The organism is Streptococcus oralis (genome assembly GCF_001588645.1).
Classification (GTDB): domain Bacteria; phylum Bacillota; class Bacilli; order Lactobacillales; family Streptococcaceae; genus Streptococcus; species Streptococcus oralis_AB.
On record NZ_LAYF01000013.1, the window covers coordinates 164,481 to 177,225 of the forward strand.

Genomic DNA, 12,745 nt, shown 5'->3' on the forward strand with positions numbered 1-12,745 from the left:
ATGGAGGAATCTTATGGTATTACAACGACATGAAATAAATGAAAAAGATACATGGGATCTTTCAACAATCTACCCAACAGACCAGGCTTGGGAAGAAGCCTTGAAAGATTTAACTGAAAAAGTACAAACAGCTGCCCAGTATGAGGGACATCTCTTGGACAGCGCAGACAGTTTGCTTGAGATTACAGAATTCTCACTTGACTTGGAACGCCAAGTTGAAAAGCTTTATGTCTATGCGCATATGAAAAATGACCAGGACACGCGTGAAGCCAAGTATCAAGAGTACTATGCTAAGGCAATGACCCTATACAGTCAGTTAGAACAAGCCTTTTCATTCTATGAACCTGAGTTTATGGAGATTAGTGAGGAGCAGTATGCGGCCTTCCTAGAAGCTCAACCAAAACTCCAAGTTTACAAGCACTTTTTTGACAAGCTCTTGCAAAAGAAAGACCATGTTCTTTCGCAACGTGAGGAAGAATTACTTGCTGGAGCAGGAGAAATCTTTGGCGCTGCTAGTGAAACTTTCGCTATTTTGGACAATGCGGATATTAGCTTCCCATACGTGCTTGATGACGAAGGCAAGGAAGTGCAACTTTCACACGGTACTTACATCCGTTTGATGGAGTCTAAAAACCGTGAAGTGCGTCGTGGTGCCTATGAAGCCCTTTATTCGACATATGAGCAATTCCAACACACTTATGCTAAGACCTTGCAGGCAAATGTTAAGGTGCAAAACTACCGTGCCAAAGTTCGGAACTATAAGAGTGCTCGCCATGCAGCACTCGCAGCAAACTTTGTTCCAGAAAGTGTCTATGACAATCTAGTAGCAGCAGTTCGCAAGCATTTGCCACTCTTGCATCGTTACCTTAACCTTCGTTCTAAAATCTTGGGGATTTCCGACCTCAAGATGTACGATGTCTACACACCGCTATCTTCAGTAGATTATAGCTTTACCTACGAAGAAGCCTTGAAAAAGGCAGAAGAGGCCTTGGCGGTCTTGGGTGACGACTACTTGAGCCGTGTCAAACGTGCCTTCAGTGAGCGTTGGATTGATGTCTATGAAAACCAAGGCAAGCGTTCTGGTGCCTACTCTGGTGGTTCTTATGATACAAATGCCTTCATGCTTCTCAACTGGCAGGACAATCTAGATAATCTCTTTACCCTTGTCCATGAGACAGGTCACAGTATGCACTCAAGCTATACTCGTGAAACCCAACCTTATGTTTACGGAGATTATTCTATCTTCTTGGCTGAGATTGCCTCAACGACTAACGAAAATATCTTGACAGAGAAATTGTTGGAAGAAGTAGAAGACGATGCAACTCGCTTTGCTATTCTCAATAACTTCCTAGACGGTTTCCGTGGAACAGTCTTCCGTCAAACTCAATTCGCTGAGTTTGAACATGCTATCCATCAAGCAGATCAAAATGGAGAAGTCTTGACAAGTGATTTCCTCAATAAACTCTACGCTGACTTGAACCAAGAGTACTATGGACTCAGCAAGGAAGACAATCCTCAGATCCAATACGAATGGGCACGCATTCCTCACTTCTACTATAACTACTATGTTTATCAATATTCAACTGGTTTTGCAGCTGCTTCAGCCTTGGCTGAGAAGATTGTCCATGGTAGTCAAGAAGACCGTGACCGCTATATCGACTACCTCAAGGCTGGTAAGTCAGACTATCCGCTCAATGTCATGAGAAAAGCGGGTGTGGATATGGAGAAGGAAGACTATCTCAACGATGCCTTTGCAGTCTTTGAACGTCGCTTGAACGAGTTTGAAGCTCTTGTTGAAAAATTGGGACTAGCTTAAGATGGTAGAATCTTATAGTAAAAATGCCAACCATAACATGCGCCGGCCCGTCGTCAAGGAAGAAATCGTTGAACTCATGCGCCAGCGTCAAAAGCAGGTGACAGGTTCCTTGAAAGAATTGGAGACCTTCGCTCGCAAGGAGAACATTCCCATCATTCCCCATGAAACGGTCGCGTATTTTCGATTTCTCATGGAGACCATACAGCCCAAGAACATTTTGGAAATTGGGACGGCTATCGGTTTTTCAGCACTCTTGATGGCGGAACATGCTCCAGATGCCAAGATTACAACCATTGACCGTAATCCAGAAATGATAGGCTTTGCCAAGGAAAACTTTGCCCAGTTTGACAGACGTCAGCAAATCACCCTCTTAGAGGGAGATGCAGTCGATGTTTTATCCAGTCTGACAGAAACTTATGATTTTGTCTTTATGGACTCAGCCAAGTCCAAGTACATCGTCTTTCTGCCTGAAATCCTCAAGCACTTGGAAGTTGGTGGAGTGGTGGTCTTGGATGATATTTTCCAAGGAGGAGATGTTGCCAAGGACATCATGGAAGTCCGCCGTGGTCAACGAACGATTTACCGTGGTTTGCAAAGACTTTTCGATGCAACTTTGGACAATCCAGGTCTAACAGCAACTTTAGTTCCACTTGGAGACGGCATTCTCATGCTACGAAAGAATGTAGCTGATGTCCGACTTCCTGAGAGCGAATAATTTTCAGAAAAATTTAAGAAATTATAGTAAAATAGATAAGGTAACACTTACCGTAAAAGGAGTAAACATGAAGAAAAAACTTATGGCAGGAGCCATCACACTTTTATCAGTAGCAACACTTGCAGCTTGTTCAAACAGTTCTGAAGGAAAAGATTTGATCAGCATGAAGGGCGATGTGATTACAGAACATCAATTCTTTGAAGAAGTAAAGAATAATCCAACCGCACAACAAGTCTTGCTCAATATGACTATCCAAAAAGTATTTGAACAACAATATGGATCAGAGGTAACGGATAAAGATGTGGATGACGCCGTTGCGGAAGAGCAAAAGAAATACGGCGATAGCTACAACAGCGTGCTTCAACGTGCAGGTATGACACCTGAGACTCGTAAAGCTCAAATCCGCACTAGCAAATTGGTTGAATTGGCAGTTAAGAAGGCTGCTGAGAGTGAGTTGACAGACGAAGCCTACCAAAAAGCTTTTGAGTCTTATACACCAGATGTAACAGCTCAAATCATCCGTATGGACAATGAAGATAAGGCAAAAGAAGTGCTTGAAAAAGCCAAAGCAGAAGGTGCGGATTTTGCTCAATTAGTAAAAGACAACTCTAACGATGATAAGACAAAAGAAAATGCTGGCGAAATCACTTTTGACTCTGCTTCTACAGAACTTCCAGAACAAGTCAAGAAAGCAGCCTTTGCCTTGGATGTGAACGGGGTTTCTGATGTGATTACAGCTACTGGAACACAAGCCTACAGCAGTCAGTTCTACATCATCAAAGTAACGAAGAAAACAGAAAAATCTTCTAATATAGAGGATTATAAAGAAAAATTGAAGACCATCATCTTGACTCAAAAACAAAATGATTCAGCCTTTGTTCAAGGAATCATTGGTAAAGAATTGCAAGCTGCTAATATCAAGGTCAAAGACCAAGCCTTCCAAAACATCTTCACCCAATACATCGGTGGTGGTGACTCAAGCTCAAGCAGCAGCTCTTCATCTAACTAAGAAAGCAAAAAACAAATCTCAAAGGAGATTTGTTTTTTTATACTTAAAACTAGAAAATGAGTAAAATTCGAAGGATTAAAGGATAAGAGTTTTTTTCTTTCTGAAAAAGTGGTATAATAGCAATCAAAACTAGAAAATAAAACGGAATTGGGAACAGAAGCGTCTGTTCCTATTAGAGTGGTGAAATATGAAAATTAGTAAAAGGCACCTACTAAACTATTCCATTTTGATTCCTTACTTCCTTTTATCGATTTTGGGGCTGATTGTGGTGTACTCGACAACGAGTGCAACCCTGATTGAAGAAGGGAAAAGCGCCTTTCAATTGGTGCGTAACCAGGGGATCTTCTGGATAGCTAGTTTGATTCTGATTGCCTTAATCTATAAATTAAAATTAGGTTTCCTAAGAAATGGTCGTCTCATCTTTATCGTAATGATTGTGGAGATGGTTCTTTTAGCTCTGGCGCGACTGGTCGGAACACCTGTCAATGGAGCATACGGATGGATCTCTGTAGGACCTGTAACGATTCAGCCTGCGGAATACCTTAAGATTATCATCATCTGGTACCTGGCACATCGATTTTCAAAACAACAAGATGAGATTGCGGTTTATGACTTCCAGGTTTTGACACAGAATCAGTGGCTACCTCGAGCTTTTAACGATTGGCGTTTTGTTCTGCTGGTTCTGATTGGTAGCTTGGGAATTTTCCCAGACTTGGGAAATGCGACCATCTTGGTCTTGGTGGCGCTCATCATGTATACCGTAAGTGGGATCGCCTATCGTTGGTTTTCGACCATTCTGGCTCTCTTGGCAGGGAGCTCAATGTTAGTCTTGTCTGTCATTCGCTTTGTTGGGGTTGAAAAGTTCTCTCAAATTCCTGTATTTGGTTACGTTGCTAAACGTTTTAGTGCCTTCTTTAATCCCTTTAATGACTTGGCGGGTGCAGGACACCAGCTCGCAAATTCCTACTATGCAATGGTAAATGGAGGCTGGTTCGGACTGGGACTAGGGAATTCTATCGAGAAGCGTGGTTATCTGCCAGAAGCCCATACGGATTTTGTCTTTTCGATTGTCATCGAGGAGTTTGGATTCGTAGGAGCCAGTATGATTTTGGCTTTACTCTTCTTCTTGATTTTGCGAATCATCTTGGTTGGTATTCGAGCAAAGGACCCCTTTAACTCCATGGTTGCTATTGGTGTCGGAGGAATGATCCTTGTTCAGGTCTTTGTCAATATTGGTGGGATTTCAGGGTTGATTCCTTCTACAGGGGTAACCTTCCCCTTCCTTTCACAAGGTGGGAACAGTCTATTGGTATTATCCGTGGCCATCGCGCTTGTATTGAACATTGATGCAAGTGAAAAACGTGCCAAACTTATCAGAGAATACGAGAATCAAACCGATGAAAATCTGTAAGGATTGAATGGAAAGGAAAGTATATGTCTCTTCAAAAATTAGAAAACTATAGTAATAAAGCAGTCGTCCAAGAAGAAGTCTTGATTCTGACTGAACTATTAGAAGATATCACAAAAAATATGCTGGCGCCAGAAACTTTTGAAAAGATTATCCAGTTGAAGGAATTATCAACTAGCGAGAATTATCAAGGGCTCAATGACCTAGTGACCAGTCTTTCAAATGAAGAAATGATTTACATTTCGCGCTATTTCTCTATCCTTCCACTTTTGATTAATATCTCTGAGGATGTGGATTTGGCCTATGAGATTAATCACCAAAACAATGTGGACCAAGACTATTTAGGAAAATTATCTACAACGATTAAGATGGTAGCTGAAAAAGAAAATGCAGCCGAAATTTTAGAAAAGTTAAATGTAGTTCCTGTCTTGACCGCCCATCCAACGCAAGTACAACGCAAGAGTATGCTGGATTTAACCAACCATATCCATACGCTCTTGCGCAAGTACCGTGATGTCAAACTCGGCTTGATTAATAAAGAAAAATGGCACACGGATCTCCGTCGTTATATTGAGATTATCATGCAAACGGACATGATTCGTGAGAAGAAATTGAAAGTAACCAACGAAATCACCAACGTGATGGAGTACTATCAAAGTTCTTTCTTGAATGCTGTTCCACGTTTGACGGCTGAGTATAAGAAACTAGCTAAGGAACAAGGTATCGAACTCCAACATCCAAAACCGATTACCATGGGAATGTGGATTGGAGGAGACCGTGATGGCAATCCTTTCGTAACTGCTGAAACCCTCAACAAATCTGCCTTGACCCAGTGTGAAGTCATCATGAATTACTACGATGAGAAGATTTATAACCTCTATCGTGAATTCTCACTCTCAACCAGTATTGTGAATGTCAGCGACAAGGTTCGTGAGATGGCTCTTAAGTCACAGGATAACTCGATTTATCGCGAAAAAGAACTCTATCGTCGTGCCCTCTTTGACATCCAAGCTAAGATGCAGGCAACCAAGACCTATCTTATCGAAGATAAGGATGTTCATCCAAGATATGCTACCGCAGATGAATTTTACCAAGACTTGTTGGCCATCCGAGATTCTCTATTAGAGAACAAAGGTGACTACCTGATTTCAGGAGAATTTGTCGAGTTGATGCAGGCAGTTGAAATCTTTGGTTTCTACCTTGCCTCTATCGACATGCGCCAGGATTCTAGTGTTCACGAAGCCTGTGTGACTGAATTGTTAGCATCAGCTGGTATCAACGACCACTATAGCGATCTGTCTGAAGACGAAAAATGTAGCCTTCTCTTAAAAGAGTTGGAAGAAGACCCTCGTATCCTCTCAGCCACTCATGCTGAAAAGTCAGAACTTCTTGAGAAGGAACTATCTATCTTTAAAGCTGCCCGCAAGTTGAAGGATAAACTGGGTGAAAACGTCATTCGTCAAACCATCATTTCTCACGCAACAAGTGTCTCCGATATGCTAGAGCTAGCCATTATGCTCAAGGAAGTAGGCTTGGTTGATGCCCAAAAAGCCCGCGTTCAGATTGTTCCCCTGTTTGAAACGATCCAGGACTTGGATCATTCGGAAGAAACCATGAGAAGATATTTCTCTCTTCCTTTGGCTAAAAAATGGATTGCTTCAAAAGATAACTATCAGGAAATCATGCTTGGCTACTCTGATAGTAACAAAGATGGTGGTTACCTGTCATCGTGTTGGACCCTTTACAAGGCGCAACAACAACTGACTGCTATTGGGGATGAATTTGGCGTTAATGTTACCTTCTTCCACGGTCGTGGTGGTACTGTGGGTCGTGGTGGTGGACCAACTTATGAAGCTATTACATCTCAACCACTCAAGTCCATCAAGGACCGTATCCGTCTGACTGAGCAAGGAGAAGTGATTGGAAACAAATACGGTAACAAAGACGCGGCCTATTATAACCTTGAAATGTTGGTTTCTGCAGCCATTAACCGTATGATTACCAAGAAGAAGAGTGATACCAACACATCGAACCGTTACGAAGCTATCATGGATCAAGTAGTAGACCGTAGTTATGATATCTACCGTGATTTGGTTTTTGGAAATGAACATTTCTATGACTATTTCTTTGAATCAAGTCCAATCAAGGCTATTTCAAGCTTCAATATCGGTTCGCGTCCAGCAGCTCGTAAGACCATCACTGAAATCGGCGGTTTGCGTGCTATTCCTTGGGTCTTCTCATGGTCACAAAGCCGTGTCATGTTCCCTGGTTGGTACGGAGTGGGATCAAGCTTTAAAGAGTTTATTGATCAAGATCCGAAGAATATCGAGTTTCTTCGTGACATGTACCAAAACTGGCCTTTCTTCCAATCTTTGCTTTCCAATGTAGACATGGTCTTGTCTAAGTCTAATATGAACATTGCTTTTGAATATGCCAAGCTCTGTGAAGACGAAGAAGTGCAAGCTATCTACTATACTATTTTAGATGAATGGCAGTTGACTAAGGATGTTATTTTAGCTATCGAAGGTTATGACGAACTCTTGGCCGAAAACTCTTACCTAAAAGACAGTCTAAACTATCGTATGCCTTACTTTAATATCCTGAACTACATCCAGTTGGAGTTGATCAAACGTCAACGTCGCGGAGAATTGTCGGCAGACGAAGAAAAACTAATCCATACAACTATCAACGGAATTGCAACTGGTCTGCGTAATTCAGGCTGATATTCTACAAACTTCCTCTTTTTTCAAGGGGAAGTTTTTGAATTGTTTAAAAAATTCTAAAAATAAGCTTGACAAGTAGTTGAAAAATGATATAATTTAAACATTCAGAAAGTAATCATGCTCATTTTTTAGAGAGTCTGTGGTTGGTGAAAGCAGATAGATGAAATTGATGAAATTGGGCTGAATGTACTTAAGAATTTGAAATCATAAAAATTCGGTGAGCACACCTTACAGTGCAACTCGTTATTGCGAGAAAGAGCGATAGGGATATTCCCTATAATTGAGGTGGCACCGCGCATCGACGTCCTCACACAAGTTTTTTGTGTGAGGACTTTTTCTATGGGGAGGAAAGATATTGGAATTTAAACGATGGCATCGCTTGATGATGTGATTTAAAAAGTTAAGGTAAAAGAATTAAGGAGAAAGAAAAATGAAAAATAAACGTTTGATTGGAATTGTCGCTGGATTAGCAGTATTGGTGGTGGCTAGCTTGATTTATTCATCAATGAACAAACCAGCAGCTAAAGAAGAGCAAAAGGTTGCTAAGGTTGGTGTCCTTCAATTTGTTAGTCACCTATCCTTGGACTTGATTTACCAAGGGATTCAAGATGGACTAGCTGAAGAAGGCTATAAGGACGACCAGGTAAAAATCGACTTTATGAACTCTGAAGGAGATCAGAGCAAGGTTGCAACCATGAGTAAACAATTGGTAGCAAATGGAAACGACGTTGTTGTTGGGATTGCGACACCAGCTGCTCAAGGACTCGCTAGTGCTACAAAAGACCTACCTGTTATCATGGCTGCTATTACAGACCCAATCGGTGCTAACTTGGTCAAAGATTTGAAAAAACCAGGTGGCAACATCACAGGGGTGTCAGACCACAACCCTGCTGAACAACAAGTAGAGTTGATTAAAACCCTCACACCAGATGTCAAAACAATCGGTGCTCTTTACTCAAGTAGCGAAGATAACTCAAAAACACAGGTAGAAGAATTCAAGGCTTATGCTGAAAAAGCAGGTTTGACAGTCGAAACATTTGCCGTTCCATCAACCAATGAAATTGCTTCAACAGTTAATGTTATGACAAGCAAGGTCGATGCAATTTGGGTTCCAATTGACAACACCATTGCATCCGCATTTTCAACAGTTGTTTCAAGCAACCAAACAGCTAAAAAGCCAATCTACCCAAGTGCCACTGCCATGGTAGAAGCAGGTGGATTAGCATCTGTAGTAGTTGACCAACACGATCTTGGTGTGGCTACTGGTAAGATGATTGCTAAAGTTTTGAAAGGTGAAAAACCAGCTGATACGCCAGTTAATGTCTTTTCAACTGGTAAGTCAGTGATTAACAAAAAACTAGCGCAGGAACTTGGTATCACCATTCCTGAGTCCGTTCTAAAAGAAGCAGGACAAGTGATTGAATAAAGATAAAGGAGGAGTTGGGGACATCTCCTCCCATTTTTACTAAAGAAAGAAATGAGTGAAAGATTATGATAGTATCCATTATTTCTCAGGGGATGGTCTGGGCGATTTTAGGTTTGGGAATCTTTATGACTTTTCGAATTTTGAATTTTCCAGATATGACTACTGAAGGTTCTTTTCCTCTTGGGGGAGCAGTAGCTGTAACCTTGATAACACAGGGAGTCAATCCGTTTTTAGCAACCTTGGCTGCAGTAGGAGCGGGCTGTCTAGCTGGTATGGCGACGGGACTCTTATATACCAAAGGAAAAATCCCAACCCTCTTATCAGGAATTCTGGTCATGACTTCCTGCCATTCCATCATGCTCATGATTATGGGGCGTGCCAACTTGGGGCTTCTTGGAACCAAGCAAATTCAAGATGTCTTGCCTTTTGATTCAGACCTTAACCAACTCCTGACCGGATTAATCTTTGTAGCTCTTGTTATTGGCCTTATGCTCTTTTTCCTTGATACTAAATTAGGTCAAGCTTACATCGCTACAGGTGACAACCCCGATATGGCTCGTAGCTTTGGTATCAATACGGGACGTATGGAACTCATGGGCTTGGTTCTCTCAAATGGGATTATCTCGCTTGCGGGTGCTTTGATTGCTCAACAAGAAGGATATGCAGATGTTTCTCGAGGAATTGGAGTGATTGTCGTGGGACTTGCTAGCTTGATTATTGGTGAGGTATTGTTCAAGAGTTTGACCCTGGCAGAGCGACTCATGACCATCGTTGTAGGGTCTATTGCTTATCAGTTCCTCGTTTGGGGAGTGATTGCTCTTGGGTTTAATACAAGTTATCTTCGTTTGTACAGCGCCTTGATTTTGGCAGTTTGTCTCATGATTCCAACCTTTAAAAGCAAATACCTGAAAGGAGTCAAGTTTAGCAAATGACAGCAATTGTAGAATTAAAAAATGCTACCAAAGTCATTACGAATGGCTTTGATGAGGAAAAAATCATTCTGAATGATGTTTCTCTTGAAATTTTCGAACATGATTTCATTACTATCCTAGGTGGAAATGGAGCAGGGAAGTCAACGCTTTTTAACACTATTGCAGGTACCTTACCTTTAACAAGTGGGAGTATCCGTATCATGGGCGAGGATGTGACGCATTTTTCACCTGAAAAGCGGGCTAAGTACTTGTCTCGTGTCTTTCAGGATCCTAAGATGGGTACGGCTCCCCGTATGACAGTAGCGGAAAATCTCTTGATTGCCAAGTTTCGTGGTGAAAAGAGAGGCCTCCTTCCTAGGAGACTTTCAAGCCACCGAGAGGAGTTTCAGACTACCATTGAAAAAGTGGGAAATGGGCTTGAAAAGCATCTAGATACTCCGGTTGAATTTTTATCAGGCGGTCAACGCCAGGCCTTGAGTCTCTTGATGGCAACCTTGAAGCGGCCTGAGTTGCTCTTGTTGGATGAACACACAGCAGCACTCGACCCCAAGACCAGCGTGGCTTTGATGGCATTAACGGATGAATTTGTCACAAAAGATAAGCTGACTGCCCTCATGATTACCCACCATATGGAGGATGCGTTGAAGTATGGAAATCGTTTGATTGTCATGAAAGAAGGTCGTATCATCCAGGACCTCAACAAAGAAGAAAAAGCAAAAATGAAGATTTCAGACTACTATCAATTATTTGAATAAAGTAGAGAATTTTTCGTCAAGAAATAGAGGAGATAAAAAACTTAGAAACACGGAAGTGTTTCTGAGTTTTTTATCTCCTCTTTCTATCTAGAAAAATAAGGCAAAGAGAATTACGGAAAGTGTATGAAATGGTTTACTTTTTTTCAGAAATAAGCTATACTAGATAACGTGAAACTATGATAAGATGGAGGTATTGTGTATGGTTGACAAGCAAGTCATTGAAGAAATCAAAAACAATGCCAACATTGTGGAAGTCATAGGTGACGTGATTTCTTTACAAAAGGCTGGACGGAACTATTTAGGGCTCTGTCCTTTTCATGGTGAAAAGACCCCCTCTTTCAACGTAGTCGAAGACAAGCAGTTTTATCACTGTTTTGGATGTGGGCGTTCAGGAGATGTCTTTAAGTTCATCGAAGAATACCAAGGTGTGTCTTTTATGGAAGCTGTTCAGCTCTTAGGTGAGCGCGTCGGTATTCAACTGGCTATGACGGTACAGTCTCGTCCTCAACAGGCTTCACCTCATCAAGCACTATATGATATGCATGAAGAAGCCGCCCGTTTTTACCATGCCATCCTCATGACGACCAAGATGGGAGAAGAAGCAAGGGCTTATCTCTACAAACGCGGATTGACAGATGATGTTCTGAAGCACTTCCAGATTGGACTGGCTCCAGCAGAGAGAAGCTATCTCTATCAACGTTTAGCTGACAAGTTCGAGGAAAAGGATTTATTGGATTCGGGCTTGTTCAACCTGTCAGATGGCAATCAGTTTTATGATACTTTTTTTGGACGTATCATCTTTCCTTTGGCCAACGACAAGGGGCAGGTCATTGCCTTTTCAGGTCGTATTTGGCAAGAAACAGATAATCAGACTGCCAAGTATAAAAATAGCCGCTCGACTGCAATTTTTAACAAGAGTTATGAATTGTATCATTTGGACAAGGCAAAAAAGGGAACAGGTAAAAATACAGAACTCTACCTGATGGAAGGCTTCATGGATGTGATCGCAGCCTACCGTGCTGGTATAGAAAATGCTGTGGCTTCTATGGGGACAGCGCTGAGCAAGGAACATGTTGACCACCTCAAACGCTTCACCAAAAAGATTGTTCTCAGCTATGATGGTGACAAGGCAGGACAGGCAGCGACAGCCAAAGCTCTGGAAGAATTAAAAGATTTCTCAGTGGAAGTTGTCCGAGTACCTGATGCCATGGACCCAGATGAGTATTTACAAAAGAATTCTCCTGAAGATTTGGCCTACCTCTTAACCAAGACACGTATCAGTCCCATAGAGTTCTATATTCACCAACTCAAACCTGAGAATAGTGACAACTTGCAAGCGCAAATCGAGTTCATTGAAAAGATTGCTCCCTTAATTGCCAAAGAAAAGTCGATCACCGCCCAGAATTCCTATATCCACATTCTGGCGGATAATCTACCTTCCTTTGATTACCAGCAAGTAGAACAGATTGTAAATGAAAGTCGGATTGTTCAAAGGCAGGAGAGGGTAAAGGAGCAACCTACACCCGTAGCGATTAGTTTACCTGTAACGCGGCAACTGACGGCTGTTATGAGAGCAGAGGCTCATCTCCTCTATAGGATGGCTGAGAATCCAGTTGTTTTAAATGACTACCGATTAAGAGAAGGTTTTTTCTTTGATACCCCAGAATTTCAGATTCTTTACGAATTATTAAGTGAGCAGGGAGAAATTGGATCAGAGGAACTGTCTCATCAGACGCCTGAGGTTGAAAATGCTTGGTACCATGTGCTTAGTCTGGATTTGCCTGCAGAGATGTCGCCTCAAGAACTTTCTGAAGTCGAAGCGACTCGTAACCGTGCCCTCCTCAGCAAGGACAACTTAAGAATTAAAAAGAAAGTGCAGGAAGCTAGTCATGTAGGAGATACAGACACAGCCTTGGAAGAATTGCAACGATTGATTTCCCAAAAGAGAAGAATGGAGTAAT

9 protein-coding genes and 1 other annotated feature are annotated in these 12,745 nt (G+C 41.8%); all 9 genes read left to right on the forward strand.

The window, feature by feature from the left end; translation table 11 throughout:
* The first annotated feature begins 13 nt into the window (after window positions 1–13).
* The 9 genes from pepF (at window position 14) to dnaG (ending at window position 12,744) form a co-directional block, all read left to right on the forward strand.
* Complete coding sequence (gene pepF / locus A0739_RS08265) at window positions 14–1,816, forward strand: oligoendopeptidase F (protein WP_061587649.1); 1,803 nt, start codon at window positions 14–16, stop codon at window positions 1,814–1,816.
* A 1-nt stretch (window position 1,817) separates the two neighbouring features.
* A complete protein-coding gene (locus tag A0739_RS08270; protein WP_082243843.1) occupies window positions 1,818–2,531 on the forward strand; it encodes an O-methyltransferase in 714 nt (237 codons plus the stop codon).
* A 67-nt stretch (window positions 2,532–2,598) separates the two neighbouring features.
* Window positions 2,599–3,540, forward strand: coding sequence for a peptidylprolyl isomerase PrsA (gene prsA, locus A0739_RS08275; protein ID WP_061587650.1), 942 nt, complete (start codon window positions 2,599–2,601; stop codon window positions 3,538–3,540).
* Between the two features lie 187 nt (window positions 3,541–3,727).
* Entirely contained in the window at window positions 3,728–4,951 is a 1,224-nt protein-coding gene (gene ftsW / locus A0739_RS08280) for a cell division peptidoglycan polymerase FtsW (RefSeq protein WP_000703342.1), read from the forward strand.
* A gap of 23 nt (window positions 4,952–4,974) precedes the next feature.
* The gene (gene ppc, locus A0739_RS08285) at window positions 4,975–7,671 is read left to right on the forward strand and encodes a phosphoenolpyruvate carboxylase (RefSeq protein ID WP_061587651.1); all 2,697 of its coding nucleotides are present in this window, start codon (window positions 4,975–4,977) and stop codon (window positions 7,669–7,671) included.
* A gap of 96 nt (window positions 7,672–7,767) precedes the next feature.
* Window positions 7,768–7,983 (forward strand) — a binding site (T-box leader).
* 118 nt (window positions 7,984–8,101) lie between these two features.
* On the forward strand, window positions 8,102–9,097 hold the full coding sequence (gene trpX / locus A0739_RS08290; protein WP_061587652.1) for a tryptophan ABC transporter substrate-binding protein: 996 nt from the start codon (window positions 8,102–8,104) through the stop codon (window positions 9,095–9,097).
* 65 nt (window positions 9,098–9,162) lie between these two features.
* Window positions 9,163–10,029: an ABC transporter permease gene (locus A0739_RS08295; protein ID WP_061587653.1), complete on the forward strand. Its 867-nt coding sequence runs from the start codon at window positions 9,163–9,165 to the stop codon at window positions 10,027–10,029.
* On the forward strand, window positions 10,026–10,784 hold the full coding sequence (locus A0739_RS08300) for an ABC transporter ATP-binding protein (protein WP_061587654.1): 759 nt from the start codon (window positions 10,026–10,028) through the stop codon (window positions 10,782–10,784). Before A0739_RS08295 ends, A0739_RS08300 begins: the two co-directional genes overlap by 4 nt.
* A gap of 199 nt (window positions 10,785–10,983) precedes the next feature.
* Window positions 10,984–12,744, forward strand: a complete 1,761-nt coding sequence (gene dnaG, locus A0739_RS08305) for a DNA primase (RefSeq protein ID WP_061587655.1) — start codon at window positions 10,984–10,986, stop codon at window positions 12,742–12,744.
* The last annotated feature ends 1 nt before the right edge of the window (window position 12,745 follow it).